Source organism: Kitasatospora sp. NPDC094019 (assembly GCF_044764505.1).
GTDB lineage: Bacteria > Actinomycetota > Actinomycetes > Streptomycetales > Streptomycetaceae > Kitasatospora.
The window spans coordinates 28,272-54,965 of record NZ_JBIWIF010000032.1 but is presented as its reverse complement, the minus strand read 5'-3'; the positions used below and the strand labels follow the sequence as shown (position 1 = coordinate 54,965).

Sequence of the window (26,694 nt, the reverse complement as noted above, 5' to 3'; positions counted from 1 at the left end):
TCCGTTGGAGCGGATGATGCGGGACGCGAAGATCACGCAGATCTACGAGGGCACCAACCAGATCCAGCGCATCGTGATGGCCCGCAACCTCCCGTGACACCGGTACCGGACAGCCCGGAGCCCCCGACCGATCGATTCGGCCGGGGGCTCCGGGCGTTCCCGCGGACGGGGGATCAGCCGGTGCTCACCGCGAGTTCGTCGAGTCGGGGCGCACCGGTGGCGGCGCTCACGTTGCCCCAGCCGGTCCAGGTGAGTCGGCTGTAGTCACCGATGGCGTCGCGCAGGGTGCCGCCGGCGAGGGCGTAGACGTGCAACCGGTTGCCGAGGCTGACGGCGGAGATCCGGTCGATCGGGCCGATGTCGCCGGTGGCGCCGGTGATGTCGCCCCAGCCGGTCCACTGGCCCCGGTAGAGGTCACCGCTGGCCTGGCGGAGCCGGTTGCCGGTCACCGCCAGGATGTGCAGGGTGCCGCCGACCACCGTGGCCGAGAGCTGACTGATCGGCGCGCCGGACGGCAGGCCGATCACGGAGGTGGGGTCGTTGACGGTCCAGGCGCCGACGGCGTAGTCGCCGGTCGCGTCGTAGACCCGGCCGTCGGTCCCGAGGGCCACGACGTGCAGCGAACTGCCGTAAACGGTGGCCGCGACACGGGAGGCGGGTCGCAGCCCGGAGGCGGCGGAGACGTCGCCCCAACCGCTCCAGGTGCCCTCCGACCAGTCGCCGGTGGCCTGGTAGACCCGGCCGTCGACCAGGGCGAGGACGTGCAGCTTGGAGCCCATGGCGGCGGCGGCGATCTGGGTCGGAACGCCGGGCAGCGGTCCGGCGACACCGTTCGCGGTGATCTCGCCCCAGGAGGTCCATCCGCCGTCCGACAGACGGCGGTCGGCGATGTGGATCCGGCCGTCGGCGGAGACCACGTTGTGGACCACGTTGTCCCAGGTGGTGCCCGCGGCGGTCCCGGTGACGGCGCTCTCGGCGAACGGACGGTCGGCCGCGGGGACGGAGGTGAACGGCGCCCAGACCCCGTAGCCGTAGTGGGCACCGCCGTTCAGCAGCGAGGAGGAGCCGGCGGCGAGCACCTGCACCCGCTCGCCGGGCTTGAGGACGGCGGCCGACGCGTCGAGGAGGACCTCGACGTCCACGGTGGTGGCGCGCTCCTGGGCCTCGTCCCGGGTCGTGTAGGTCACGGTGTAGGAGCCGGGCGCCGCGTAGGTGTGATCGACGTGGTCCGCTGTCGGCGGGACGTCCGCGGTGGTGCCGTCGCCGAAGTCGATGGTGCCGGTCGTCAGGGCGTAGGGGGACATCGAGTGGACGTCGAACCGGAACGCGTAGGGCCAGCTGACGGTCCTGGCCGTGACGAAGCCGGACAGCGGGAAGGAGGGGTTGGCCATGACGTCGTACGCGGTCGCGGCCTCGCTGCGGCCGCCCGTGGCGTCGATGGCGACGGCGGTCACGGTGTAGAACTTGCTCGCTGTGCTGGGGACCAGCGTGTAGGTGTGGCGCACGATGGGTTCCGTGGTGCGGACCGGTTCGCTGCCGTCGCCGAAGTCGACGAGGTAGCTGCCGGCGCCGGTGTTCCAGGCGTTCTGGAAGCCGAGTCGGGCGTCGACCGTGAGCGGCGACGGCCCCTTCGGGGTCGGGGTGTCCGCGCCGGTGACCTTGAGCGAGGTCTTCCCGGTCATGCCGCTGATCTCGTAGGCGCCGCGGTCGCGGGTGCCCGGGCCGGTGCCGGCGATCAGCGGGTGGTCGATGGCGGGCTGGCCGAAGATGTCGCCGTCGACGCCGGGCGCGGTCGGGTCGGCGGAGTCGATCGCCCCGGCCGCCGCGTCGGTCAGCCGGTCGAACGGCCGGGCGTAGGTCGAGGCGGAGTACTCGACGTCGAGGTCGAGGTCGTGCGTGCCCTGCCCGGTGGCGGTGGTGAACGCGGTCCTGGACGTGTAGCCGGTCCCGGCCCACTTGTAGAGCTGGTAGCCGGACTTCGCGTGCACGACGTTGTAGTCGACGGTCGCGGTCGGGGCGGCGGCGGCCGAGACGGTGATCCGGGCCGCGGCGCCGTTGCCGGAGGGCGAGCAGTACGGGCTGTCGGCCTGGATGCTCTTCACGTTCCCGTCGACCGCGATGTTGTTCTTCACCACGGCCCGCGGCGAGTCGCCGTCCACCAGGACGCTGCCGGAGCAGTTGAGCGCGAAGGTGTTCTGGGTGACGGCGAGGTCGGCGACACCGGTGGCGGTGAGGCCGGTGCTCTCGGTGCGGTTGAAGTCGTTGCCGCTCACCAGGACGTCGTGCGCGCCGCCGTCGACGACCATGCCGTACGAGTGGTCGAAGAGGTTCCGGCTGACCGTGACGTGATCGCTGCCCTCGCCGACGTGGAGGGACTCGCGGTTGCCCGAGCGGTCGTACCAGTTGCGGTCCAGGACCACCTGGGACGAGCCGAGGACCTGCACACCGCGCGGGGCGAAGGTGCGGAAGCCCCGGAGCGTGACGTCGTGCACTCCGGAGAGGACGAAGGACGCGCTGTCCGCCGGTCCGTGGACGGTCGGCATGCCGCCGAACGGCGCGAGGTCGGGGGTTCCGCCGACGAAGGTGATCGGCTTGTCCGGTGTGCCCGAGCGGGTGATCCGGACCTGCTCGGGGTAGTCGCCGGGTGTGACCTGGACGGTCTGCCCGGGCTCCACGACGGCGGCCGCGGCGGAGACGGTGCAGAACGGCTGGGTCACGGTGCCGGGACCCTGGTCGGTGCAGCCGTAGGTGTACTTGCTGACGTGCAGTGTGGTCGCGGTGGAGGCCGGAGCCGCTGTGGCGGGAACGGGTAGTCCGAGTGCGGCGATGGCCGCTGCGACGGTCAGCCCGAGGGCGAGACGCGGACGCACGAGGTGCTTCCCCCTGTTTCGATGTGATGGCGCGTTCGCCGGCTCCTCGCCGCCGGCGACCGGAGGGGCGCATCGGTGTGGGGCCGGTGAAGTTCGGCCCGAGTATGGCAGGGCGGACGCTGCGCGTGCGACCGGAAAACCGATTGTCCTAAGACCATGATCCTTTAGGTCCGGATTGCGGGTTTTCGGCCCCGGAACAGCCGGAGCCCCGGGGCTGACGGGGGCCGACCGGGGGCTCCGGCTCGCGCCTGCGCGGTGGTCCGTCGGGGGGCGGCGACGGCCGGTTCGGTGAGCGCGGGAGTGCCCACGGCGGCGGTGACGTCGCCCCGGCGGGACCGGGTGCCGCGGTCGTAGTCCCCGGTGGCATCGCGCAGGACCCCGCCGCCCAGGGTGAACATGTTGAGTTCCCCCAACTTCACGATGTTCGAATCGGTTGGCTGACACACCTGAATGACCATCAAGGCCATGGCAGTGTGGCTGATGTGGCTGGATCTTCCCGTGCCTGCCGGTGCGGTGAGTTGTGGCTGCTCAACAGTCCCGCCCGAGCCAGGGAGTCCCTTCGATGGATACCGACAATCACCCGCCCCGAGCCCTCGCCCCCGAGCCGGTGCTGGTCACCGGTCTCGGGGCGACCACTCCGCTCGGCGGTGACGTCCCCTCGACCTGGGCGGCGATGCTGGCCGGGGAGTCCGGGATCCGGCCGATCGGGGCCGACTGGGCCGCCCGGCTCCCGGTCCGGATCGCCGGGCAGCTCGCGGTCGAGCCGACCGAGGTCCTCGACCGGGTCCTGGCCCGGCGGCTCGACCGCTGCGAACAGGTCGCGCTGATCGCCGCCCGCGAGGCGTGGGCCGACGCCGGCCGCCCCGAGGTGGACGGCGAGCGGCTGGCCGTGGTGATCGGCACCGGCACCGGCGGCGCGCTCACCATGCTCGGCCAGGACGACGTGCTGGAGGCGTCCGGCGTCCGGAAGGTCTCCCCGCACACCGTGCCGATGCTGATGGCCAACGGCCCGGCGGCCTGGGTCTCGATCGAGCTGGGTGCCCGGGCAGGCGCGCACACCCCGGTGAGCGCCTGCGCGTCCGGTGCCGAGGCGATCGCCCTCGGCCTGGACCTGATCCGGCTCGGCCGGGCCGACGTGGTGGTGGCGGGCGGCGCCGAGGCGTGCGTCTGTCCGCTGACCCTGGCCGGTTTCGCCCAGGCCCGGGCCCACTCGCTGCGCAACGACGAACCCGGCCGGGCCTCGCGGCCGTTCGACGTCGACCGGGACGGCTTCGTGATCGGCGAGGGCGCGGCCGTCGTCGTGCTGGAGCGGGCCGGCTTCGCCGCCGCGCGCCGGGCCCGCGCCCACGCCGTGCTGGCCGGCGCGGCCGTCACCTCGGACGCCCACCACATCACCGCGGCCGCCCCGGAGGGGCAGGTCCGGGCGATCCGCCGGGCGGTGGCCGGGGCGGGGTTGTCGCCGCTGGACATCGGGCTCGTCCACGCCCATGCCACCTCCACCCCGCTGGGTGACCTGGCCGAGGCGGAGTCGGTCACCGGGGCGATCGGCGCCCACCCGGTGGTGACCGCCACCAAGTCGATGACCGGCCACCTCTTCGGCGCGGCGGGCGCGCTGGGGGCGCTGGCCTCCGTCCTCGCGCTGCGCGACGGGATCGTGCCGCCCACCCGCAACCTGGAGCGGCTGGACCCGGCGGTCGGCCTGGACGTGGTCGCCGGGGCCGCGCGCCGGGGGCCGGTCGGGGCGGTCCTCACCAATGCCTTCGGCTTCGGCGGGCACAACGCCTCGCTGGTGTTCACGCCGGCGCCGTGAGGAGGCACGCGGGACCGGGAGCCCGGGCCCGGGACGGCGGGAAAACCGGGAGCCCCGCGGGCGAGTACTCACTACCCTGACCGGCATGTCCACGGAATCCCCGCTGTCCGCAGCCCCGGCCGCCCTGCGGCTCGAACCGGTCACCCCCGACACCATCGACGCCGCACTGGAGCTCAAGGTCCGACCGGACCAGGAGCGTTTCGTCTCCCCGGTGGTCAAGTCGCTCGCCGAGGCGTACGCCCACGGCGAGACCGCCTGGCCGCGACTCGTCTACGACGGCGACCGCCCGGTCGGCTTCGTGATGGCCTTCTTCGACGTCACCTTCTACCCGGACCGCCCGGGGGACCTGCCGCGTTCGGGCCTCTGGCGCCTCAACATCGCCGCCGACACCCAGGGCAAGGGCTACGGCCGCTTCGCCGTCGAGCAGGTCGCCGCGGAGATCCGCCGCCGCGGCGGCCGCCGGGTCACGGTCACCTACGTGCCCGGGGAGGACGGCCCGGCGGGGTTCTACGAGCGCCTCGGTTTCCGCCCGACCGGGGAGTTCAGCGGGGACCAGGCGGTCGCGGAGCTGGAGCTCTCCTGACGGAACGGCCGGACGGACGCGCGGGCGACCCGGCCGCCGCCGGGTCGCCCGCCGTTCGTCGTGGGACCGGCTCAGCCCGGGGTCGGCTCAGCCTCGGCGCGGACTCAGCCGACCAGCAGGAACTTGGTGGTCGGCACCCCGCGGATGGCGGCGCAGTCCAGGTTCGAGGTGGTGGTGCTGTACGTCCAGCCGCGGGGGACGTCACAGGCCCAGAGGCCGTTGCGCGGCGTGCGGAGGTGGAAGGTGGTGGCCTGGACGCCCTGGTTCAGGCTGCACCCGGAGGTGTAGGTGACGTAGTCGTAGGTGAAGGCGGGGGTGCCGACGCAGGCGGTGAGGCCGTCGTACGGGGTGCGCAGGTGGTACATGTTGGAGTTCACGCCGGCCTGCTGGCTGCAGGAGAGGCCCCAGGTGATGTTGTCGTAGACGAAGCCCGGCGCGCTGACGCAGGCGGTGAGCCCGTCGACCGGGGTGCGCAGGTGGAACTGCGGCGAGTTCCAGCTGCCGCCGCCGCTGCAGCTGCGGTTCATGGACACCTGGTCGTAGACGTAGCCGGACGGGACGGAGCAGGCCCAGCTGCCGTCCAGCCCCGTGGTGGTGGCGGTGGCGGTGTCGGCGGTGGCCACACCGGAGAGCATCAGCGCCACGGCGGCGAGGACCGCCAGCAGGGCGTTGCGGACGGTACGGACGGTTCGTGCGACGGACATGGTTCTCCTTCGGTGGAGGAGTTGCCGGTGGGTGCACGGTGCGGGGTGACGGTGATCGCGGGTGAGCGTTCACTGCCGCCGACGGTTCTAGCACGCACGGCGGGCCGTCACCTCGGTGATCCGTTCGAGTTGATCATTCCGCCGTCCGCCGTCTACGCGCCCCCGCGCGATTCCTCCGGTCGGGCTCGGCCGGTGACCGCCACCACCCCTGCCGCACCTGGCGCAGCCGCCCCGGTAGGGTCGGTCGCCGTGACCACCGCCGAGCCCGAATTCCTCACCGCCGCGCGGACGTTCTACGACGCCGTGGCCGCCGACTACGCCGACCGCTACCGTGACGCGCTGGCCGCGATGCCCTGGGACCGCGCCCTGCTGGGCGTGTTCGCCGAACTGGTGACGACGGCCGGCGGCGGCAGGGTCGCCGACCTCGGCTGCGGTCCGGGCCGGATCACCGGCCACCTGGCGGAGCTCGGCCTGGACGTCCGCGGTCTCGACCTCTCCCCGCGCATGGTCGAACTGGCCCGGGCCGCGCACCCCGGGATCCCCTTCGAGGCCGGGTCCCTCCTCGATCTGCCCTACCGCGACGGCGAGTTGGCCGGCGCCGTCGCCTGGTACTCGATCATCCACACCCCGGCCGGACAACTCCCGGGGGTGTTCGCCGAGTTCCACCGCGTCCTGGCCCCCGGCGCCCCGCTCCTGCTGGCCTTCCAGGTGGGTGACGACGCCCTGCGGCTCGACCGCCCGTTCGGCCGTCCCGTCACCCTGGACTTCCGCTGCCAGCGTCCGGAGCGGATCGAGGCGCTGGCCGCGGCGGCGGGCCTGAGGGTCACCACCCGTCTGGTCCGCGAACCGGAACCCGACGAGCGGACCCCGCAGGCGTACCTGCTGGCCCACCGGACGGCCGGGGCCCCCTCCTAGGGCCCCGCCCGGGGCCGCCCGGGCCGCCGCTCCGTCGGGGGGTGCCGCGCGGCAGGGCGCCCGGCATGCCATGATCCCTGCATGGGTTCCAACGTTTTCTTCGACATCACCATCAACGACGAGCCGGCGGGCCGGATCGTCTTCACGCTCTTCGACGACGTCGTCCCGAAGACCGCGCAGAACTTCCGCGAGCTCGCCACCGGCCAGCACGGCTTCGGCTACGAGGGCTCGTCGTTCCACCGCGTCATCCCGGGCTTCATGCTCCAGGGCGGTGACTTCACCCGGGGCGACGGCACCGGCGGCAAGAGCATCTACGGCGAGAAGTTCGCGGACGAGAACTTCGAGCTCAAGCACACCAAGCCGGGCCAGCTCTCGATGGCCAACGCGGGCAAGAACACCAACGGCTCGCAGTTCTTCATCACCACCATCGTCACCGACTGGCTGGACGGCAAGCACGTCGTCTTCGGCGAGGTCGTCGAGGGTCTCGACCTGGTGCAGAAGATCGAGGGCCTCGGCTCGCAGAGCGGCCGCACCAAGGGCAAGATCAGCATCGCCAAGTCCGGCATCGTGGAGTAGGGGGAAGTCTCCTTCCCCGCATTCGGACGCGGCCCGCTCGTCGAGCGGGCCGCGTCCGCGCGTTCCGGGACTTCTCGCCCCGGTGTCCCGGCCGGTGGCGCCCTTCCCGCTCCGCCCGGGTGGTCAGACCGCCGCCGCGACCGCGGCCGCGACGAACAGCACCTGCAGCGCGGTGCGCGCGGGCAGCGGGGTGACGGGCTTCCCGGCGAGCGTGCCGCCGGTGCGGGCGGCGTGCACGTTGGCGGGGAACATCGCGAGCATCAGCAGGGCGAGTCCGGCGGCCGCGTAGGGGGCGAGCGGCGGGACGAGGAGTCCGACGGCGCCGGCGAGTTCGAGGACGCCGGTGAGCGTGATCAGCAGCTCGGGGCGGGGGAGCGCCGGCGGGATCATCGCGACGAAGTCGCGCCGGAAGGCGGGCAGGAAGTGCGGCACGCCGGTGGTGACGAACATCAGGGCGAGGGCTCCGCGGACGGCGGGCTGCCAGGCGTCGAGGGTGTCGACGGCGAGGAGGCCGAGCAGGCGGAGGACGGCGAAGCCGCCGAGAAGGGCGATGAGCGGGGCCATGGCGGACTCTCCAAGCTTGTCACTGGCAATCTTGTCACTGGAAAGATTGGCCTGGGCGAGCAATCTTGTCAATGCCTAGATATGCTCTGGGGGTCGCCGACGAGAGGAACGGGCCATGGGCAAGGTCGAGGGCTACCACCACGGGAACCTGCGCCGGGCGGTGCTGGACGCCGCACTGGCGGCGATCGCGGAGTCCGGCCCGTCCGGCTGGAGCCTGCGGGAGCTGGCGCGCCGGGCGGGGGTCTCGCACGCGGCGCCGGCGCACCACTTCGGCGACAAGGCGGGGGTGCTGACGGCGGTCGCGGCGGAGGGCTTCGAGCTGTTCGCGGAGGCGCTGGAGCGGGCGGCGGGGGATCCGTACGGGTCGGGGGTGGCGTACGTGCGGTTCGCGGTGGACCACCGGCCGTACTTCGAGGTGATGTTCCGGCCGGAGCTGTACCGGGCGGACGACCCGGAGATGGCGACGGCCCGGGACCGCGCCGGGGCGGTGCTCGCGGCCAGTGGCCGGAAGCTGGCGCCGGGGGAGGGGGCGGAGCGGGTGACGACGATCGCCGCGTGGTCGGTGGCCCACGGCTTCGCGAGCCTGTGGCTGAACGGCGCGCTGCCGGAGAGCCGGGGCGGGGTCCGGGTGGAGGAGCTGGCCCAGGAGGTGCTGCGGGTGGTGTTCGGGGGAGCGGAGTAGTTCGGGGGAGCGGAGTGGTTCGGGAGCGCGGAGCGGGAAGTCGGCGGGCCCGACTTCCCGCTCCGGGGCGGCTCAGCGGATCTCGACGGTCACCGATTCGATCACCACGGGCTCCAGCGGACGGTCGCCCGGGCCGGTCGCGGTGGCGGCGATGGCGTCCACCACCTTCTCCCCGGCCGGATCCGCGACCTCGCCGAAGATGGTGTGCTTCCGGTTGAGGTGCGGGGTCGCCCGGGTGGTGATGAAGAACTGCGAACCGTTGGTGTTCGGGCCCGCGTTGGCCATCGCCAGCAGGTACGGCCTGGTGAAGAAGAGCTCCGGGTGGAACTCGTCGGCGAACGCGTAACCGGGGCCGCCCGTGCCGTCCCCCAGCGGGTCGCCGCCCTGGATCATGAAGTCGGGGACGACCCGGTGGAAGGTCGTCCCGTCGTACATCGGAGCCGTCGTGACCTCCCCGGTCGCGGGGTCGGTCCACTCCCGCCGGCCCTCGGCCAGCTCCACGAAGTTGCGCACGGTCTTCGGGGTGTGGAACTGGAAGAGCTTGACGGTGATGTCGCCGTGGTTGGTCCTGAGGACGGCGTAGTGCTGCGAGCCCATGGGCTGAGGAGACCTTTCAACGAACCGACCGGACCCACCCGATCCTGCCACGCCGCCCCGCCCCCGGGCCGGGGCCGAGGGCCGTCACCCGGACGGGTGGGTGTGACGGAGGGTGCGGCGTGGCCGCCCGCACGGAGGAAGCTCCGCGCGGTACCCCTTCTCGGGACACGCTCCCGCACGGAATCGGGTACCCCCATGACCCTCCGCCGTCTGGCGCGGGCCGCCCTGGTCCTCGCCCTGGCCTGCCCGCTCGCCCCCGCCGCCCCCGCGCTGGCCGCCGCCCCGGAGGCCCGGGCGCTGCTCCAGCCGCCGCTCCCCGTCGACGCCTTTCCGCCGCAGGTCGAACGGGCCTGCCGGATCTGGGAGGGCCTCGGGTGGCCCGGCGGTCCCCGCCCGGTGGACTTCCGGATCCCGGGCCCGGAGTACATCCGGGGCGGCAACCCGTACGGCAACCGCAGCGGGGACCTCCCGGCGGGCGGCGGGTACCGCGAGTACGACGTCAACCCGCGCCCGACGCCCGCCACCCACCGGGACGCCGAGCGTCTGGTCCGGGACGGGTCCGCGCTGCGGGTCTGGTACACGGGCGACCACTACGCCGACTTCCGCGAGATCTCCGAAGGCTGCTGACGTGCCCGCAGTGCCCGAGTCCCCGTTCGGCCCGGCCCGGTGGGACCTGCTGCCGGGCCGGGCCTGGGCGGGCCGCGCCGCCGGCGCGGACGGGCTCCGCCTCGTCCGGGGCGCCGACTGCCGCAGCACCTCGGCCCTGTTCGGCGAGTGGGCGCGGGCCCTCTCCTTTCCCGGCTACTTCGGCCACAACTGGGACGCGTTCGAGGAGTGCCTCAACGACGCGCTCCGCCCGCCCGGGGGCGGGGCGGCCGACATCCGCCTGCTCGTCCTCGTCACCGGGGCCGACGCCCTCCTCGTGGACGAGCCGCCCGACCAACTCGCCATCCTGGTGGCCGTTCTGGACGCCTGTGCGACCGACTCCGCCCTTCGCGTCCTCTTCGCCACCACCCCCGCCGGGGCCGCGGCCGCCGAGGCCCGCCTCCGCGCGGCCGGCCGGAGGATCTGAGCCGGCCGTACAGCGGCGAGGGCCCCGCGAAGCCGTTGCGGGGCCCTCGCCGGGGTTCAGTCCTCGGCGCCCGTCAGCACCGGCACCTGCTGGCGCAGGGACACCCGGTTGCCGTCCGGGTCCACGGCTTCGACGCGGAGGCCGAACGGGTACTCCTCGGGCTCCGCGCGGTCGAACACCACTCCGCGCCCGCGCCAGATCCCGAAGTCCTTCCGCAGGTCGTCCGACTCCAGGACGAGCGGTCCCGGCGCGAGCACCTCCGGCGCGAGCACGGGCCGGCCCGCGACCGCCGCGTGCGGCCAGAGGATGATCTCGAACGGGTGGCCCTCGGCGCCCACGGTGAGGAAGCGGCCGTCCGGGCCGGGGTGGTCGACCCGCTTCTCCAGCCCCAGCTGTTCGGTGTAGAACCGCAGCGCCCGGTCCTGGTCGGTGACGTAGACCGTGACGTACATGACCTTGGTGAGCATGGTGCTGTCCTCTCCGTCCGGCGGCCCGGTGGTGCCGCTCCGCCTCCCTGACGGATCGCGGCGGCCCGGTTGTGACAGCCGGGAGCCGGCAATCTCCGCACCGGAAGTCGACCGGTCCGACTTCCCACTCCGCGCCCGGCCGCCGCGCCGCTCCTTGCCCGACGCGGCGTCACCGCCCGGTTACGTTGAGCCGCACCGGCGGGGCCGCGCAGGGCCGCCCCGCTCCGGCCGAAAGGAATGTGGCGCATGAAGCAGCGACGCACGGCAACCGTGCTCGGGGCCTGGCTGGCCGCCGCCGCCCTCGCCGTCGCCGTCCCGAACACCGCGTACGCGGCCCACGGGATCCTGATCGTCGACGGCGCCGCGTACCAGGATCCGAGCGGCTGCCTCCCGCTCGGCGACTTCGTCCAGCCGGTGATCACCAACTACACGGACTCGGTGGTCCAGGTCCGGGCCGGGGCGGGCTGCGCGGGCCCGGTGGAGAAGTACGTCGTGCCCGGCGGGTCCTACGCGGCGCTGGGCGGCCGCAGCCTGCTCGTCCCCTGAGGTGACCGCCCCGCGCGGGAGGTCGGCCCCTCCGGCTTCCCACGGGGGCGTACTCCGCCCACCCGGACGACCCGGGTCGCGCGTCCGATGACCGGAGGCGTCGGGTCCGGTTGGATGGGGCCATGGACGAGACCCTCCGGAACGCAGAGACCCTGACCGACGAGCGGGTGGCGGCGTACCTCGCCCGGATCGGGGCCGAGCGGCCCGCCCGCGCCGGTGCCGCCGAGCTGGCACGGCTCCAGGAGGCGCACCTGGACGCCGTCCCGTTCGAGAACCTGAGCGTCCACCTCGACGAGCCCGTCGTCCTCGAACCGGAGGCGCTGCTGGAGAAGCTCGTCGGGCGCCGGCGCGGCGGGTTCTGCTACGAACTCAACGGAGCCTTCGCCGCGCTGCTCCGCGCCCTCGGCTACCGCGTCGAGCTGCTCGCGGCCCGGGTCTTCGACGGGGCCGAGCCCGGGCCGCCGTTCGACCACCTCGCGCTGCGGGTGGAGGCGGACGGCGCCGCCCGGCTGGTGGACGTCGGTTTCGGCAGGTTCGCGCGCCGGCCGCTGCGCCTCGACGAGCGCGGCCCCCAGCGGGACCCGGCGGGAGTCGTCACCGTCACCCCGGTCGCCGGGGCCGCCACCACCGGCGACCTGGACGTCGTCCTCGACGGCGCGCCGCAGTACCGGCTCGACCCGCGCCCGTACCGGCTGGCCGACTTCGCCCCGACCTGCTGGTGGCAGACCACCTCCCCCGACTCGCACTTCACCCGCGCGACCACGTGCTCCCGCCCCACCCCCGACGGCGGCCGGATCACCCTCACCAGCAGCCGCGCCACCGGCGGCACCCGGCTGCTGCGCACCGCTCCCGACGGCAGCCGCACCGAGGAACTCCTCGACGCGGACGCGGCCCTGGGCGCCTACCGCACCCACTTCGGCATCACCCTGGACCGCCTGCCGACCGCGCCCTGAGCGGGGCGCGCTACAGCAGGCCGAGGTGGTCGAGGCCCAGGTAGGCCGGGCCGACGTCGGTGAGCAGCCCCCGGCGCAGCACGGTGTCGCGGAACTCCGCCAGATCCATCAGCACCACCTCGATGAACTCGTTGCGGTCGTGCGCGATCCGGGCGGTGGGGGTGCAGTCGGTGGCCACGCAGGCGTGGCGCACGCCGTCGGAGTAGGCGTCGTGCCAGAGGGCGGTGACGTGTTCGACCTTGCCCCGGTAGCCGGTCTCCTCGGCGAGTTCGCGTGCGGCGGCGTCCTCGGGGGACTCGCCCGGGTCGATCACGCCGCCGGGCAACTCGTACAGCAGGGCCCGCGGTCCGGGCCGGAACTGCCGGGTGAGCACGACGCGCCGGTCCGGGGTCAACGCGACGACGGCCGCGCAGGAGTACTCGTGGCCGAGGTGGTAGACCTCCTCGCGGCCGTCCGGGAGGGCGAAGGTCACCCGGTCGGTGCCGCGCCCGTAGGCGCTGTGGATCGGCTCGCGGCGGAGTTCCCGCCAGTGCGTCTCGCCCATCGGGGCGGGCTCCTTCCGTGCGGGCCCGGGGCGGTGCCCGGGGCCCCGGGCGAGGTGGCGCGGGGGCGGCGCGTCCGGGCGTCCGCGGGTGCGGACGGCGTCGTGTGCACGCGCAGAATAGCCGCGCATCGCCCGCGCCGGGAGGATACGGCGGAATCGGGCATCGGGGCCGGCCGGGCGCCGTAAGCTGCGCGGGCGTGGTCGGCCCGGCGTCCGGGAAGCGGCCGCGATTCGACGAACTCCGCACCCCGGCAAGGTGGTTCACCCATGAGGCAGACGAGTCGGCGCAAGGACGACGGCGAGGTGACCTGCGAGCAGGTGACCGTCCTCTCCTTCGAGCCCGAGGCCGGGGCCCGGGTCGACGAGGACGGCCGCGTCCTGCTGATGAGCGAGCCCGCGAGTCTGACCCGCATCCCGGTCCGGATCCTCCGCGAGGCCATGACGATCAAGCGGATCGCCGGCTACTGGATCAGCTGGGCGGAGTGGTTCGGTCCGGACGACATCCGCAATCACGCCCGCTGGGTGCCGGACGAGGAGTACGTCCGGCCCGGCGAGGGCGGTCTCGGCGGGCGGTTGGACGTGAAGGTGTCGGCGTACTGGGCGGTGGAGCGGGAGCCGCGCCGGGCGCGGCTGCGGACCAGCGAGGCCGTGGTGACCTTCCCGGCCGGGGAGGCCCGCTGCGAACTCGTCCTGGAGCGCCCCGAGTCGCAGCACCCGGCCACCCTGGTGGTCCATCTGTCGGACGCCTGGTGGGCGGGCGGGCGCGGAGGCCGGACGATCCACCACGGCCTGGCGGGCGAGCTGGAGGGCCCGGCCGGGCGGCCGGGGGAGGGGCGGCGGGGCGCGGCCGTCCACCGCTACGCGGAGTGTGCGACGGGGCACCTGCCGGGGGTGGCCGTCCGCTGACCGGGGGCGCCCCGGCCGGGATGCCCGGCCGCGTGCCTCAGGCGCGCGCCCCGGTCGTCGTCGCGCCCGTCACCGCGCCGGCCGCCGCCGCGCCGCCGGGCCAGTCCGCCCGCGTCCCGACCTTCCGGGCGGGGACGCCGGCCCAGATCTCGCCCGGTCCGGTGGAGCGGGTCAGTACGGCGTTGGCGCCGACCACGGTGCCGGCGCCGACCGTCAGCACCCCGGCCTTGCAGACCACCTTGGCGCCCGCGCACAGCACCGCGCCGTCCTCGACCACCACCCGGCGCATCGCGCTGGCCTCCTGCGGCACCCAGGGGTCGGCCCGGCCGACGGTGACGCCGTTGTACAGCGTCACCCCGGCGCCGAGGGTGGTGTACGGGTGCAGGACGGTGCCGAAGCCCCGGTGGAACACGACGAGCCCCGGCCCGATCTCGGCGGCGGCCGGCACCTCCATCCCGTAGACGGCGAGCGCCTCCTGGACCAGGCGGCCCAGGAGGCGGTGGCGGCGGCGGTAGATCAGCGCGGTGACGAGTGACATCCACCCATTGTGTCGACGGCATTACGGCGAGTCACGCAGGTGTGCCGTCCCGCGTCCGGGCCGCCGCGTTCCCGGCGGTCACTTCACGTCGGGCACGGCGGTGTCGTTCTTGAAGGCGTCGAACACCTGCTTGGCCTTCGCCGTGTCCCACTTGACCGCCGACTCGCCGGTGTTGGTCCTGAAGTCCGGGTTGGCGATCGGCACGGTGATGCTCTTCCCGCTGCCGCCGTTGACGTCCTTCATGGCGAGGAAGAGCGAGCCGAGGTCGGTCAGCCCGGCGTCGTCGTCGACGATCAGGGTGCCGAGGCCCGAGGACACCAGCGGATAGAAGGTGAACGGGTTGAGCACGGTGGCCGGCGAGGCCGCCTGCTTGGCCAGCGCACCGAGGAACTTCTGCTGGTTGCGCATCCGGCCGAGGTCCTGGTCGGCCATCTGGTGGCGCTGGCGGACGAAGGCGAGCGCCTGGGTGCCGTCGAGGCTCTGGCAGCCGGCCTTGAGGTCGAGACCGGAGTCCTTGTCCTTGACGTCCTGCTCGATGCACATGTCCACGCCGCCGACCGAGTCGACGATGCCGACGAAGCCGGCGAAGCCGATCTCGGCGTAGTGGTCGATCCGGATGCCGGTGTTCGTCTCCACGGTCTGCGCGAGCAGCTTGCCGCCGCCGGAGGCGAAAGCGGAGTTGATCTTCGAGGTGGCCGCCTTGACGGGCTTGCCGTTCTCGCCGGTGTGCTCGGGGATCGGCACCCAGGAGTCGCGCGGGATGCTCATCAGGGTGTTCCCGCTGTCCCCGACGTGCAGGATCATCATCGAGTCGCTGCGCTTGCCGCCCGCGTGGCCGGTGTGCAGGTCCTCCTCCTGGCTGTCGGAGAGACCGTTGCGGCTGTCGGAGCCGACGATCAGCCAGTTGGTGCCCTTGCCCGCGGCCGGGCGGCCCGGGTAGTCGCCGAGCACGTTCTCGTGGTTGAGCTTGGAGTCTGCCCAGAACCAGGTGGAGACGCTGGTGACCATCAGGGCGATCAGCACACCGAACACCGACCACTTGACGATCCGGCGCCTCGGCCAGCGTCCGGGGCGGGCGGCGGCGGGCGTCTGCGGCCCGCCGGGGGTTATCGGGCCACCGGGCGCGGAACCGGGGCCACCGGGACCGCCCGGACCGCCCTGCGCGGGCACCGACGGGCGCGCGCCGGGCTGCCCGGGCTGACCGTGGCCCGGTCCCGGCTGCCCGTACCCCTGGGCGGGGCCGTACCCGGGCGCCTGCTGCGGCGGGCCCGGCCGGCCCGGCTGGGGCTGTCCCTGCGGCTGGGGCTGCCGGGGCGCCGGGGCGCCCGGCCCGCGCGGGTTCAGCCCGGCGGGCAGCGGCGGCTCGGCGGCCGGGCCGCCGCTGCCGGGCCCGTACGCCGCGCCACCGCCACCGTTGCCGCCGTACGGGTTCCCGCCGCCGCCCGGGCGGCCCTCCTGCCACGTGTTCATGTGGGAGAGGATGCCCGACGCGGGCGCCGGTGACTCCCCCCGGGGCCCCTGCCAGGGCCCTTGTAGCAGTTTTGATGCACGCGCCGGATCGTTCCGCCGCATGGCGCCGGGCGGGCGCACGCCCCGTGTCCGCCCGGCCACCCGACCGCGCCCGGCCCTGCCCGCCCGCCGCACCGCTGCCCGCACCGCCGCCCGGACCGCCGTTCGCCCGGCCATGCTCGCGGTCCGCCGTCTCACGGTCCGTCTCACCTGGTGTTCGGTTGTCGGGACGATCCTTGACCGTCCCGAACGCTGCGTGTTTGCATGACTGCCATGGATCAGCGATGGACCCTCACGCGTCGGCGGCACGTCGACCTTCAGCGTGTGTCCTGTTCGCTCTGTTGTGGCTGACGCTCGCCCGTCGAACCCCCACCACTCCTCCTCTCCCCCCGTTCCGCCGCTGCCCGCGCGGCGTGCCCACCGCTGAACGCGTCGCCGCCCGGCCTCCGCCGGGCCGGCCGTCGCGTGCGCGGCCGGTGCCGCGCGCCGCCGAAGCGGCGTCCCCGCTTCCTCCCCGAGGTGAATCCATGGCCACCGTCCTGTCCGTCTCCGGCTCGCCGTCCCCGACTTCCCGCACCACCCGTCTGCTGCGCCTGATCGACGCGCGGCTGGAGGAGCGCGGACACCGCGTCGTCCCGTTCGAGGTGCGCAGCCTGCCCGCGCACGCGCTGCTGTCCGCCGACCTCTCGCATCCGCAGCTGGCGGCCGCGCTGGAACTGTTCGCCGAGGCCGACGGCGTGGTGATCGGCACCCCGGTCTACAAGGCCGCCTACTCGGGTCTGCTGAAGGCGCTGCTGGACGTGCTGCCGCAGTACGCGCTGCGCGACAAGGCCGTTCTGCCGCTCGCCACCGGCGGGTCCACCGCGCACGTGCTGGCGGTGGACTACGCGCTCCGGCCGGTGCTCAGCTCGATGGGCGCCGACCACATCACCCGGGGCTGGTTCGTACTGGACCGCCACATCACCGCCCGGGAGGACGGCACGACCGTGCTGGAACGCGAGACGGACGTGCTGCTGGGGCCGGTGGTGGACGCGTTCGCGGGAACCCTGGAGCGTCTCGCCACCCCCGCCCTGACCGCCTGACCCCGGATCAACTTCTTTCGTGGCCAAGCGTTTCGGCCCCTCCGTCGGCCCTCCCGTCGCCTCCCGAACGTCCTCCCGCGAGCTCCCGCGGGCGGTTCCGCCGGGGTGCGGCGCGGGGGCCGGCGGGGGTTCCGGGCCCGCTCGGCGGAGCACTCGCGGGAGGGTGCCCGGGCCGTCGCGCCGGGCCTCCGTAAGGGGGGTCCCTGAGGGGTGAACGGCCTACCCCTAGGGGGAGGGGCGGTCCACCCCGTACAACTCCGGTTGGGCCGCTTCCTCCCGTCGGATGACGAGGGGAAGCGGTCCCGACTCCTAACGTGGTTCACATCCCCGCCCGTCCGAGGTGGACCCGATCCGGTCGGGTCCGGGTCCCCGGTTCACCGGGAGGGTGGGGCTGACTCCCGGTCGAGAACTATCCCCTGCGCGATGTCGCCGGGCGGGTGGCACGGAGCAGGCTGGGGGCAACGGGTGGGATCACTTCTTAGGAGACGACAGTGACGACGGCAGCAGCAGCCGTGTACGACCCCCAGCTTCCCGGCGGTGCCCCCGCCGTCGCCGCTTCGGCCCGCCAGGTGACCAAGTCCTACGGTTCCGGCGAGACGCGGGTGACGGCCCTGGACGCGGTGGACGTCGACATCCAGCGGGGGCGGTTCACCGCGATCATGGGCCCCTCGGGCTCCGGCAAGTCGACCCTGATGCACTGCCTGGCCGGTCTGGACACGGTGACCGAGGGGCGGATCTGGATCGGCGAGACCGAGATCACCGGGCTGAAGGACAAGCAGCTCACCAAGCTGCGCCGGGACAAGATCGGCTTCATCTTCCAGGCGTTCAACCTCCTTCCGACGCTGAACGCGCTGGAGAACATCACCCTCCCGATGGACATCGCCGGGCGCAAGCCCGACCGGGCCTGGCTGGACCGGGTGGTGGAGACGGTCGGGCTGGCCGACCGGCTCAAGCACCGGCCGACCCAGCTCTCCGGCGGGCAGCAGCAGCGCGTCGCGGTGGCCCGGGCGCTGGCGGCCCGGCCCGAGATCATCTTCGGTGACGAGCCGACCGGGAACCTCGACTCGCGCTCCGGCGCCGAGGTGCTCTCCTTCCTGCGCCGCAGCGTGGACGAGCTGGGCCAGACCATCGTGATGGTCACCCACGACCCGGTCGCGGCCGGCTACGCGGACCGCGTGCTGTTCCTCGCGGACGGCGTGATCGTCGACGAGATGTACGCCCCGACGGCGGACTCCGTCCTTGAGCGCATGCGCCGTTTCGACGGCAAGCGCACCAGCTGAGCGGGCGGGAGCGGACAGGATCATGTTGCTCAAGACGTCACTTCGGAGCTTCTTCGCCCACAAGGGGCGAATGGCGCTCTCCCTGGTCGCGGTCGTGCTCTCGGTCGCGTTCGTGTCCGGGACGCTGGTGTTCTCCAACACCGCGACCAGCACCTTCGACACGCTCTTCGCCTCGACCGCCTCCGATGTCTCGGTCGGGCCCGCCGAGCCGGAGCTCGGCGGCAAGGACGCCCGGGCGAAGACGCTGACGGTCGCCGTCGACAGCGTGCGGACGGTCGCCGCCGTTCCCGGCGTGAGGACGGCGATCGGCCAGGTCGCGGTGGCGAACGCCACCCTGGCCGACCCGGTGACCCTCAAGCGGGTCGGCCCGACCACCGGCGCCCCGACCATCGTCGGCAACTGGGTGGACAGCCCGCGCAGCCCGGTCGAGATCACCTCCGGTCACGCACCGCAGGGCCCCGACCAGGTCGTGCTCGACGCGGACACCGCGAAGAAGGCCAAGCTCGGCCTGGGCGGCAAGCTGCGGGTGATCGTCAACGACAACCACGACTTCACCATCGTCGGCATCGCCGCGTTCAGGACCACCAACCCGGGCGCGGCGCTGGCGTTCCTGGACACCGCCACCTCGCAGAGCGTCCTGCTCGGGGGCCCCGCGTACACCTCGGTCGAGGTGTACGGGGACGGCAGCCGGTCCGACGAGCAGCTCAAGTCCGACACGCTGGCCGGGCTGGGCGTCGGCTTCGAGGCGAAGACGGCGGCCGAGCAGAAGGCGGACGGCCAGAAGAGCGTCGGCTCCTTCCTCGACTTCATGAAGTACGCGATGCTCGGCTTCGCCGGCATCTCGCTGCTGGTCGGCGGCTTCCTGATCATCAACACCTTCTCGATGCTGGTCGCCCAGCGCACCCGGGAGATCGGCCTGCTGCGGGCCGTCGGCGGCAGTCGCAAGCAGGTCAACCGCTCGGTGCTGGTGGAGGCGCTGCTGCTGGGCCTGGCCGGGTCCACGCTCGGTATCGCGGCCGGCCTCGGCCTGGCGGTCGGGCTCATCCAGCTGATGAACGCGCTCGGGATGCACCTCGACGCCTCGGACCTGAAGATCGGCGCGGACGTCTTCGTCGCCGGGTACGCGGTGGGTGTCGTGATCACCGTGCTCGCGGCCTGGATCCCGGCCCGCCGGGCGAGCCGGATCGCACCGATCGCCGCGCTGCGCGACCACGGGACACCGGCCGAGGCCCGCTCCAACACCGTCCGGGCGGTCATCGGTCTGGTTCTCACGGCGGGCGGCGGCGGCCTGCTGGTACTGGCCGCCAAGGCGGAGAAGGCGGCCACCGGCGGCCAGTACATCGGGCTCGGCGTGCTGCTCACCCTGGTCGGCTTCGTCGTCCTCGGCCCGCTGCTGGCCACCACCGTGGTCCGGGTGCTCGGCGCGCTGCTGCCCGCCCTGTTCGGCCCGTCCGGCAGGCTCGCCCAGCGCAACGCGATGCGTAACCCGCGCCGTACCGGTGCCACGGCCGCCGCGCTGATGATCGGACTGGCGCTGGTGATCGGGGCCTCGGTCTTCACCTCCTCGGTGATCGAGTCCACCAACACCCAGATCGACCGCTCGGTGGGCGCCGACTACATCGTCTCGGCCGGTCCGAACGGCGTCTCCCCGGCGATCGTCGCCGCGGTGCGGCAGGCCCCGGGCCTGGACCACGTCACCGAACAGAAGGACATCCCGGCGTACCTCACCACTCCGGACGGGAAGACCGGGGAGAACCACATGGCCGCCGTCACCGAGCGGTTCACCGAGGACTTCCGGCTGCCGGTCAAGGAGGGCTCCCCGGACTCCCTCAAGCAGGGCGCGGTGGCGATCGGCGAGGACTACGCCAAGGACCACGGCCTCAAGCTGGGTGACCGGATCAAGGTCGACTACGGCAACGGGCGGGTCCAGTCGCTGCCGGTCGGCGTCGTCATGACCAAGGGCAACCAGCTCTTCGACGGCAACACCTTCGTTTCGCTCGACACCGTCACCGAGGTGCTGCCGGCCGCGGAGCAGCCGGCGGACGGCACCGTGTTCGGCAAGGCCGCCGCCGGGGCGGACGTCGCGAAGACGCTCACCGGCCTGGAGGACGCGCTCAAGCAGTACCCGCAGGCATCGGTCCGCGACCAGGCCGGTTACAAGGACCTCGTCCAGGAGCAGGTCAACACCCTGCTCTACATGATCTACGGCCTGCTCGGGCTGGCGATCGTGGTCGCGGTGCTCGGTGTCGTCAACACCCTGGCGCTCTCGGTGGTGGAGCGGACCCGCGAGATCGGCCTGCTGCGGGCGATCGGGCTCTCCCGCCGCCAGCTGCGCCGGATGATCCGGCTGGAGTCCGTGGTGATCGCCCTGTTCGGCGCCGTCCTCGGCACCGCGCTCGGTCTGGCCTGGGGCATCACGGGGCAGCAGGTGCTGCGGACCCAGGGCCTGGAGACCCTGTCGGTCCCGACCACGACCATCCTCCTCACCCTGGGCGCCTCGATGGTGATCGGCCTGCTGGCCGCCCTGGTGCCGGCCTTCCGGGCCGGGCGCATGAACGTCCTCGCGGCCATCGCGACGGACTGACCGGACGCGCCCCCCGGATCGGGGGACCGGGGGGCGCGTCCGGGGACCGGGAAGGAGGGGCCCGGTCCCCGGGGCAGGGGGACCACGGGGGAGGGAGAAGGGGCAGGGTGCCGAGCGCGCGCCCTGCCCCTTTCGTGCGGCTCCGCTCCTGACCCGGGAAGCGGGTCCACGAACGGGGTCCACGAACGGGATCCACCCACCGGCCCACGCACACGGACCCACCAACGGATCCGCGGGCCGACCCCGGAGTGGGCTCAGGGGCAGACGAGGTCGCTGGCCCGCTCGGCCCCGGCGGCCGCCGCCGCACCCGCCCCGGTCGTGCCCGCCGCGCCCTCGGGGTGCGCCTCCGCCGCCGGGCCGGACGCTGCCGCACCGGCGCCCCCGCCGGTGACCGGGGAGGACTGCGGAGCGGGCGGCGGCGGAGCGGGCACCGCCGGCGGCGCGGACGGACCCGTCGCGGCGGCGGCCGTCGGTCCCGCCGCGGGGTGGTCCGTTCCCGCGTACACCTGGAGCGTCGCCCCCAGACCCGGGACGGGCGTCAGCTCGGCGATCGGCACCGCGCCGGCCAGGGTCCGCGCCGACTCGGCCCAGTGCGGGTCGTACCGGATCACCGTGCGGCCTGCCGGTGTGCCGACCGGGGCGTTGGACGGCGCCCCGGTGGTGGCGAACCCGGCCCGTCGCAGCTCGGCGTCGACCCGGGCGCCGAGGCCGACCACACCTGCCGCGTTGAACACCTGGACGTGCACCTGCTCCGGCGCCACGGTGGCCGCCCCCGGAGCCGGCCCCGCGGCCCCGGCCCCAGGCCCCTTCGCCGGACCCACCGCCGCCCCCGGACCTGTGGCCCCACCCGGAGCCGCCGAAGGGTCCGCCCCTCCCGCCGGCTGCGTCCCGTCCGCCCCGCCGTCCGCCGCCAGCGGCCGGCCCTCCCGCACCGCGTCGAACAGTGCCCGCGCCCGCTCCTTGTCCCACAGCACCGTCGAGCCCCAGCCGGCGACCGGGTGGTCCACCGAGGCCAGCGGCACGGTCACGAAGTCGGCCCGCCCCGCCGTCAGCTCCTTCATCCGGGTCGCCAGCGTGATCAGGTCGTCCGCCGAGAGCCCCTTGTCGGCCTTGACCGAGGCGAGCAGGCTGTCGGTCACCCGGGCCAGCCGGACCGGGTTGAGCAGGGTGCCACCACTGGTGATCTGGTGCAGCAGTTGCGCGACCAGCTTCTGCTGCCGGTGCATCCGCCCCAGGTCGGAGCTGCCGTCCACATGCCGGGCCCGGACGTACTTGAGCGCGCCGGCGCCGTCCAGGGTGCTGGTGCCGGCCGGCAGGTCGAGGCCCGAGTACTCGTCCTTGAGCGGTTTGGCGGTGCAGACCCGGACCCCGCCGACGGCGTCCACGGCGGAGACGAACCCGGCGAAGTCGACCTGGAGGTAGTGGTCGATCCGCAGCCCGGTGTTCTGCTCGACGGTCGCGACGGTCAGCTGGGGGCCACCCATCCCGAACGCGGCGTTGATCTTGCCCTTGCCCGCCGGGACCGTCCGCCGGGTGGCCGGATCCCGGTGGGCGGGGATGTCGACGTAGGAATCCCGGGGAATGCTGATCACGCCGGCCCGGGAGCCGTCCCCGGAGAGCTGGACGATCATCATCGTGTCGGTGCAGTGGCAGGATTCCCCCCCGGCGTGCAGCACGGTCTTGAGCGTCTTCTCCGGGATTCCGTCGCGTTCGTCGGTGCCGACCACCAGAAAGGTGGTGGAGCCGTCGTCGGCCGGTCGGGCCCGGTCGTTGCTGAAGGCGTCCACCCGGTCGATCGACCCGATCCCGTGCAGGACCGCCCAGCCCCCGCAGGAGGTGACGAGGACGCTGAACGCGATGCCCGCGGCCAGCCGCCGGGGCCAGTAGCGGCGCCGCTCCGGGGAACCACCGGACCGGTCGAGCGGCTCACCGCACCGGTCGAGCGGGTCGGCGGAGTGTTCGAGCGGGTCGCCGGCCGGGTCTTCGGACTGGGCGGAGCGGGGGGAGACGGGCATCTCTCGGATGGTAGGGGCGCCCTCCACCGGGCCGGGTGAGGGCGCGCCGTGGCCGGGGAGTACGGTGGGCCCCGACCGGCGAAACGTTCCGTCGTGCGCCCCCCGGGCGCCCCCGGACGGTTCCTACGACGGTCCTTCGCACACTCCCTTCCCGTCCGGGCGGAGACGCCCAGACCGGGACAAGACGACACCCCGCCCGCACCGGTACGGTTGGCCCCGATGAACACCAAGGCTGCTGAGGAGCTGCCGGCGGTCTCCGTGATCATGCCGGTTCTCAACGAGGAACGACACCTGCGCACGGCCGTTCGGCACATCCTGGAACAGGACTACGCCGGGTCGATGGAGGTGGTGATCGCCCTCGGTCCGTCCACCGACCGCACCGCGCAGATCGCCGCCGAACTCGTCGCCGAGGACCCGAGAGTCCGGACGGTGGAGAATCCCACGGGGCGCACCCCCGCCGGGTTGAACGCCGCCATCCGCGGTTCCAGCCATCCGATAGTGGTGCGCGTCGACGGCCACGGCCTGCTGACCCCCGGCTACATCACCACGGCGGTCCGGCTGCTCCGCGAGATGGAGGCCGCCAACGTCGGCGGCATCATGCACGCCGAGGGCGAGACCGAGTGGGAGCACGCGGTCGCCGCGGCGATGACCTCCAAGATCGGTGTCGGCAACGCCGCCTTCCACACCGGCGGCCTGGCCGGCCCGGCGGACACCGTCTACCTCGGCGTGTTCCGGCGCGAGGTGCTGGAGCGCCTCGGCGGCTACAACGAGGAGTTCGTCCGCGCCCAGGACTGGGAGCTCAACTACCGGATCCGCCAGGACGGCGGTCTGGTGTGGTTCACGCCCCAGCTGCGCGTCACCTACCGGCCCCGGCCCACCATCAAGGCCCTGGCCAAGCAGTACAAGGACTACGGCCGCTGGCGCCGGGTGGTCACCCGCTACCACCGGGGCTCGGTCAACCTGCGCTACCTGGCGCCCCCCACCGCCTTCGCCGGGGTGACGCTCGGCCTGCTGCTCGGGCTGGCCGTCCACCCGGCCTTCCTGGCCCTGCCGGGCCTCTACGTGCTCGGCATCGTCGGCGGCGCGGTGAAGGAGGGGCGCGACCTGTCGCCCAAGGCGAAGGCACTGCTCGCGGTGGCCTTCGCGACCATGCACCTCAGCTGGGGCTTCGGCTTCCTCACCTCGCCGCGCTCGCTGGCCCGCAAGGTCATCGGCAACCGCGCCCCGTCCAGCGCGGACGTGGTGGCCGAGCGCGGCTGAGTCCGGCCGTACCCGGTCGCGGCACCATCCGGCCAATCCCGCGGACCCGCCCTCCCGTCCCCGCGCCCGACGCTATCGTCGGGCGCCATGGGGACAGCAGAGGGCGGGTCCGCCGCCGTTTTCGAGGGTGCGGGGGCCCGGGTCGAACCCACCGCCGATGTGGACGGGAGCGCCGTGCTCGGCGCCGGGACGACGGTCTGGCACCTCGCCCAGGTCCGCGAGGACGCGGTGATCGGCGCGGACTGCATCATCGGCCGCGGCGCCTACGTGGGCCCGGGCGTGCGGATCGGCGACCGGGTCAAGCTGCAGAACCACGCCCTGGTCTACGAGCCGGCGGTGCTGGAGGACGGGGTCTTCGTCGGACCGGCGGCGGTGCTCACCAATGACCTCTACCCGCGCTCGGTGGACGTCGACGGCCGGCTCAAGCGCGGCGAGGACTGGCACGCCCGAGGGGTGACGCTCCGCCGGGGCTGTTCGATCGGCGGCCGCGCCGTCCTGGTCGCCGGGGTCACGGTGGGCCGCTGGGCCCTGGTCGCGGCCGGCGCGGTTGTGCACCGGGACGTCCCGGACTTCGCGCTGGTGGCCGGGGTCCCGGCCCGTCGGATCAAATGGGTCGGCCGGGCCGGCGAGCCGCTGCGGTCGGCGGGAGGGGACCGCTGGCTCTGCCCGCGGACCGGAGAGGAGTACCGGGAGCGCGACGGCCTGCTCGCCCTGGCCGAGCCCCAGGACGAGCCCCAGGCCGGGCCCCCGGCCGACGCTCCCCGGTAGGAGGGGCACGGGAGAGGACCAGGAGAGGCCCGGGACGGACCGGACTACTTCGCGCAGGCGTCGATGTCGTCGGCCTGGACCCGCTGGAGGTCCTTCGGGGCCTCGCTCGCCACCGGCGCCGCGGCGGCCTCGGCGGCGGCGGCCGCCGCCGGAGCGTCCTTGCCGAGCACCAGCACCAGCCCGTCCCGGGCACCGAGCTTCGGATCGGCCTTGACGGCATCGGCGGGCAGGCCCAGCGCGGTGGCCAGCGCCGCCGCCTCGGCGGCCTTCCCGGCCGGATGGGAGACCGAGGTGGTCGCCGCGACCGGCGCGTTGGCGGCGGTGGCGGCCTTGGCGTAGCCCTTCGCCACCAGTCGGTCGACGGTCCGCTGCGCCTGCCCGGGCGTCCCGGTTCCGTTGCGCACCGTCACCCGCAGTTCCTTGGCGTCGACCGCGGCGGCGGCGGCCGTCGGCGCCGCACTCCCGGAGGCGGCCGGAGCGGCCGCCGGAGCGGAGGCCGCCGGGGTCTCCGCCCCCGCCGCCGGCCCGGTCAGCGAGCGGTCGCCGCCGACCATCGAGAACAGCTGGGCGGCGTCCGGCTGCTTGAGCACCAGCCGGTTCTCGTCCGCCGGGTCGTCCAGCACCGGCACGGTGGCGAAGGTGATCTTCCCGGTGTCGACCTTGCTCACGTCCAGCGCGAGGTCCTTCAGCTTGTCCACGCTGCCGATCCCGGAGTCCACGGTGAGCGCCTTGGTGGCGGAGTCCGCGAGCTTCCACAGCTTGGCCGGGTTGGTCAGGGTGTCGCTGCTCTTGACCGAGCGGATCATCGAGCTGATGAACTGCTGCTGCAGCGGTATTCGGGTGAGGTCGCCGCCCAGCCCGACGGCGTGCCGGGTACGGACGAAGGCGAGCGCCTCGTCGCCCTGGACGACGTGCCGCCCCTTGCTCATCCGCAGGTGCGAGTCCGGGTCGTTGATGTCCTTGGCCGCGCACACCTCGACGCCGCCGACGGCGGTGGAGAGCGTCTTGACGGCGTCGAAGTTGACCATCACGAAGTGGTCGACCCGGATCCCGGTGACCTTCTCGACGGTCTTCCAGGTGCAGCCCGGATCACGGCCCTCCTGGCCGAGGCTGTTGTTGAACATCGTGCGCGCCGTCCCGGGGATGGCCTTCCCGTCCGGTGCCTGGCAGTCCGGGACGGGCACCATGAGGTCGCGCGGGATGCTGAGCGCGGTGGCGTTGCTGCGGTCCTTGGCGATGTGGAACAGCAGGGTGGTGTCCGCGTGCCCGCTGCTGCCCTCGTCGCCGTACTCGCGGCCCAGGCCCTCCCGGCTGTCGGTGCCGATGACCAGGATGTTCAGGGCGTCGCCGGCCGGCTTGGGCCGCTCCGCCTCGTCGCCCAGCTGCACCTTGACGGCGGTGATGTTGTTGTTGAAGTGCTGGTACGCGTAGTACGCGCCGCCGCAGCCGGCCACCAGGGCGAACGCGGCGAGGCCGCCGGTCCACTTCAGCACCCGGCGGCGGCGGGTGCGCCGGGCGGTGCGGGCCCGGCGCCGGGCGGCCCGGCCACCGGGGTGCGGGGCCTCGGGCGCGGCCTCGGCGGGGACGTGCCGGCGCTGGGCGGGGATGCCCCGGGCGGGGTCGGCGGAGTGCCGGTCGGCCCCCGGCCCTCCGTCGTGGATGTCCTGCTGCACGGGTGTTCCCCTCCCTCCGGCCGGTCCTCGGCCCGGTGCGCGAATTGCGCGAGCGACTCGGACACCCTAGACGAGCCGGATGAGGGAATTGTTCCGGATGTGATCTCCGCCATGGTTTCCGGGCGAATTCCGGAGGCGAATACGGGGTCGGGAATTCTCGGGGAGAACCCCTCCAAGATCATGATCCGTGTACGGA

Annotated in this window: 27 protein-coding genes; 17 read left to right on the top strand and 10 right to left on the bottom strand. The window is 73.7% G+C overall.

Annotation, left to right across the window (positions count from 1 at the left end; all coding sequences use genetic code 11):
* The coding region (locus ACIQ9P_RS37775; protein ID WP_360021341.1) for an acyl-CoA dehydrogenase family protein at positions 1–97 on the top strand (97 nt) is incomplete at its 5' end.
* Between the two features lie 76 nt (positions 98–173).
* Here ACIQ9P_RS37775 and ACIQ9P_RS37770 read toward each other — a convergent pair.
* Entirely contained in the window at positions 174–2,870 is a 2,697-nt protein-coding gene (locus ACIQ9P_RS37770) for a PKD domain-containing protein (protein WP_402366602.1), read from the bottom strand.
* 562 nt (positions 2,871–3,432) lie between these two features.
* Between ACIQ9P_RS37770 and ACIQ9P_RS37765 the strand changes: the two genes are divergently transcribed.
* Together ACIQ9P_RS37765 and ACIQ9P_RS37760 are read left to right on the top strand one after the other, a co-directional pair.
* Complete coding sequence (locus tag ACIQ9P_RS37765) at positions 3,433–4,680, top strand: beta-ketoacyl-[acyl-carrier-protein] synthase family protein (RefSeq protein WP_402366599.1); 1,248 nt, start codon at positions 3,433–3,435, stop codon at positions 4,678–4,680.
* An 85-nt stretch (positions 4,681–4,765) separates the two neighbouring features.
* Positions 4,766–5,263 carry a GNAT family N-acetyltransferase gene (locus tag ACIQ9P_RS37760; RefSeq protein WP_402366596.1) on the top strand — a complete coding sequence of 166 codons (498 nt, stop codon included), beginning with the start codon at positions 4,766–4,768 and terminating at the stop codon, positions 5,261–5,263.
* Between the two features lie 104 nt (positions 5,264–5,367).
* On the opposite strand, the gene ACIQ9P_RS37755 is transcribed toward ACIQ9P_RS37760, so the two are convergent.
* Positions 5,368–5,967, bottom strand: coding sequence for a hypothetical protein (locus tag ACIQ9P_RS37755; protein ID WP_402366593.1), 600 nt, complete (start codon positions 5,965–5,967; stop codon positions 5,368–5,370).
* A 249-nt stretch (positions 5,968–6,216) separates the two neighbouring features.
* Here ACIQ9P_RS37755 and ACIQ9P_RS37750 point away from each other — a divergent pair, with 249 nt between their 5' ends.
* Positions 6,217–6,882: a class I SAM-dependent DNA methyltransferase gene (locus ACIQ9P_RS37750; protein WP_402366590.1), complete on the top strand. Its 666-nt coding sequence runs from the start codon at positions 6,217–6,219 to the stop codon at positions 6,880–6,882.
* An 81-nt stretch (positions 6,883–6,963) separates the two neighbouring features.
* Positions 6,964–7,458, top strand: a complete 495-nt coding sequence (locus tag ACIQ9P_RS37745) for a peptidylprolyl isomerase (protein WP_402366587.1) — start codon at positions 6,964–6,966, stop codon at positions 7,456–7,458.
* A 123-nt stretch (positions 7,459–7,581) separates the two neighbouring features.
* Here ACIQ9P_RS37745 and ACIQ9P_RS37740 read toward each other — a convergent pair whose 3' ends face one another.
* Positions 7,582–8,022, bottom strand: coding sequence for a DoxX family protein (locus tag ACIQ9P_RS37740; RefSeq protein ID WP_402366584.1), 441 nt, complete (start codon positions 8,020–8,022; stop codon positions 7,582–7,584).
* Positions 8,023–8,137: 115 nt separating this feature from the next.
* Between ACIQ9P_RS37740 and ACIQ9P_RS37735 the strand changes: the two genes are divergently transcribed.
* Complete coding sequence (locus ACIQ9P_RS37735) at positions 8,138–8,704, top strand: TetR/AcrR family transcriptional regulator (protein ID WP_402366581.1); 567 nt, start codon at positions 8,138–8,140, stop codon at positions 8,702–8,704.
* Between the two features lie 72 nt (positions 8,705–8,776).
* Here ACIQ9P_RS37735 and ACIQ9P_RS37730 read toward each other — a convergent pair whose 3' ends face one another.
* On the bottom strand, positions 8,777–9,301 hold the full coding sequence (locus ACIQ9P_RS37730) for a peptidylprolyl isomerase (protein WP_402366578.1): 525 nt from the start codon (positions 9,299–9,301) through the stop codon (positions 8,777–8,779).
* A 195-nt stretch (positions 9,302–9,496) separates the two neighbouring features.
* Here ACIQ9P_RS37730 and ACIQ9P_RS37725 point away from each other — a divergent pair, with 195 nt between their 5' ends.
* The gene (locus ACIQ9P_RS37725; RefSeq protein WP_402366575.1) at positions 9,497–9,928 is read left to right on the top strand and encodes a ribonuclease domain-containing protein; all 432 of its coding nucleotides are present in this window, start codon (positions 9,497–9,499) and stop codon (positions 9,926–9,928) included.
* 1 nt (position 9,929) lies between these two features.
* The gene (locus ACIQ9P_RS37720) at positions 9,930–10,373 is read left to right on the top strand and encodes a barstar family protein (protein WP_402366572.1); all 444 of its coding nucleotides are present in this window, start codon (positions 9,930–9,932) and stop codon (positions 10,371–10,373) included.
* A gap of 56 nt (positions 10,374–10,429) precedes the next feature.
* On the opposite strand, the gene ACIQ9P_RS37715 is transcribed toward ACIQ9P_RS37720, so the two are convergent.
* A complete protein-coding gene (locus tag ACIQ9P_RS37715) occupies positions 10,430–10,840 on the bottom strand; it encodes a VOC family protein (protein ID WP_402366569.1) in 411 nt (136 codons plus the stop codon).
* Positions 10,841–11,086: 246 nt separating this feature from the next.
* Here ACIQ9P_RS37715 and ACIQ9P_RS37710 point away from each other — a divergent pair, with 246 nt between their 5' ends.
* Positions 11,087–11,386, top strand: a complete 300-nt coding sequence (locus ACIQ9P_RS37710; protein WP_402366566.1) for a hypothetical protein — start codon at positions 11,087–11,089, stop codon at positions 11,384–11,386.
* Between the two features lie 122 nt (positions 11,387–11,508).
* Positions 11,509–12,339, top strand: coding sequence for an arylamine N-acetyltransferase (locus ACIQ9P_RS37705; RefSeq protein WP_402366563.1), 831 nt, complete (start codon positions 11,509–11,511; stop codon positions 12,337–12,339).
* A 10-nt stretch (positions 12,340–12,349) separates the two neighbouring features.
* On the opposite strand, the gene ACIQ9P_RS37700 is transcribed toward ACIQ9P_RS37705, so the two are convergent.
* Complete coding sequence (locus ACIQ9P_RS37700) at positions 12,350–12,883, bottom strand: NUDIX hydrolase (protein WP_402366559.1); 534 nt, start codon at positions 12,881–12,883, stop codon at positions 12,350–12,352.
* Positions 12,884–13,150: 267 nt separating this feature from the next.
* On the opposite strand from ACIQ9P_RS37700, the gene ACIQ9P_RS37695 reads away from it, so the two are divergent.
* Positions 13,151–13,789, top strand: coding sequence for a hypothetical protein (locus tag ACIQ9P_RS37695; protein ID WP_402366556.1), 639 nt, complete (start codon positions 13,151–13,153; stop codon positions 13,787–13,789).
* A gap of 37 nt (positions 13,790–13,826) precedes the next feature.
* Here the strand turns inward: ACIQ9P_RS37695 and ACIQ9P_RS37690 are convergent, their stop codons facing one another.
* Together ACIQ9P_RS37690 and ACIQ9P_RS37685 are read right to left on the bottom strand one after the other, a co-directional pair.
* The gene (locus ACIQ9P_RS37690; RefSeq protein ID WP_402366553.1) at positions 13,827–14,327 is read right to left on the bottom strand and encodes a hypothetical protein; all 501 of its coding nucleotides are present in this window, start codon (positions 14,325–14,327) and stop codon (positions 13,827–13,829) included.
* 78 nt (positions 14,328–14,405) lie between these two features.
* Positions 14,406–15,797 carry an LCP family protein gene (locus ACIQ9P_RS37685; RefSeq protein WP_402366550.1) on the bottom strand — a complete coding sequence of 464 codons (1,392 nt, stop codon included), beginning with the start codon at positions 15,795–15,797 and terminating at the stop codon, positions 14,406–14,408.
* 303 nt (positions 15,798–16,100) lie between these two features.
* Between ACIQ9P_RS37685 and ACIQ9P_RS37680 the strand changes: the two genes are divergently transcribed.
* The 4 genes from ACIQ9P_RS37680 (at position 16,101) to ACIQ9P_RS37665 (ending at position 20,782) form a co-directional block, all read left to right on the top strand.
* Positions 16,101–16,187 (top strand): putative leader peptide, encoded by an 87-nt coding sequence (locus ACIQ9P_RS37680; protein ID WP_353612751.1) that lies wholly within the window; start codon positions 16,101–16,103, stop codon positions 16,185–16,187.
* Between the two features lie 176 nt (positions 16,188–16,363).
* Entirely contained in the window at positions 16,364–16,918 is a 555-nt protein-coding gene (gene ssuE / locus ACIQ9P_RS37675) for an NADPH-dependent FMN reductase (protein ID WP_402366547.1), read from the top strand.
* A gap of 491 nt (positions 16,919–17,409) precedes the next feature.
* Complete coding sequence (locus ACIQ9P_RS37670) at positions 17,410–18,198, top strand: ABC transporter ATP-binding protein (protein WP_402366544.1); 789 nt, start codon at positions 17,410–17,412, stop codon at positions 18,196–18,198.
* Between the two features lie 22 nt (positions 18,199–18,220).
* Positions 18,221–20,782, top strand: a complete 2,562-nt coding sequence (locus ACIQ9P_RS37665) for an ABC transporter permease (RefSeq protein WP_402366541.1) — start codon at positions 18,221–18,223, stop codon at positions 20,780–20,782.
* A gap of 254 nt (positions 20,783–21,036) precedes the next feature.
* On the opposite strand, the gene ACIQ9P_RS37660 is transcribed toward ACIQ9P_RS37665, so the two are convergent.
* Positions 21,037–22,797: an LCP family protein gene (locus tag ACIQ9P_RS37660; protein WP_402366538.1), complete on the bottom strand. Its 1,761-nt coding sequence runs from the start codon at positions 22,795–22,797 to the stop codon at positions 21,037–21,039.
* Positions 22,798–23,016: 219 nt separating this feature from the next.
* On the opposite strand from ACIQ9P_RS37660, the gene ACIQ9P_RS37655 reads away from it, so the two are divergent.
* Together ACIQ9P_RS37655 and ACIQ9P_RS37650 are read left to right on the top strand one after the other, a co-directional pair.
* Positions 23,017–24,057: a glycosyltransferase family 2 protein gene (locus tag ACIQ9P_RS37655; protein WP_402366535.1), complete on the top strand. Its 1,041-nt coding sequence runs from the start codon at positions 23,017–23,019 to the stop codon at positions 24,055–24,057.
* A gap of 87 nt (positions 24,058–24,144) precedes the next feature.
* Positions 24,145–24,825 carry an acyltransferase gene (locus tag ACIQ9P_RS37650; RefSeq protein ID WP_402366532.1) on the top strand — a complete coding sequence of 227 codons (681 nt, stop codon included), beginning with the start codon at positions 24,145–24,147 and terminating at the stop codon, positions 24,823–24,825.
* Positions 24,826–24,869: 44 nt separating this feature from the next.
* On the opposite strand, the gene ACIQ9P_RS37645 is transcribed toward ACIQ9P_RS37650, so the two are convergent.
* On the bottom strand, positions 24,870–26,498 hold the full coding sequence (locus ACIQ9P_RS37645; protein WP_402366529.1) for an LCP family protein: 1,629 nt from the start codon (positions 26,496–26,498) through the stop codon (positions 24,870–24,872).
* Between the last annotated feature and the right edge of the window lie 196 nt (positions 26,499–26,694).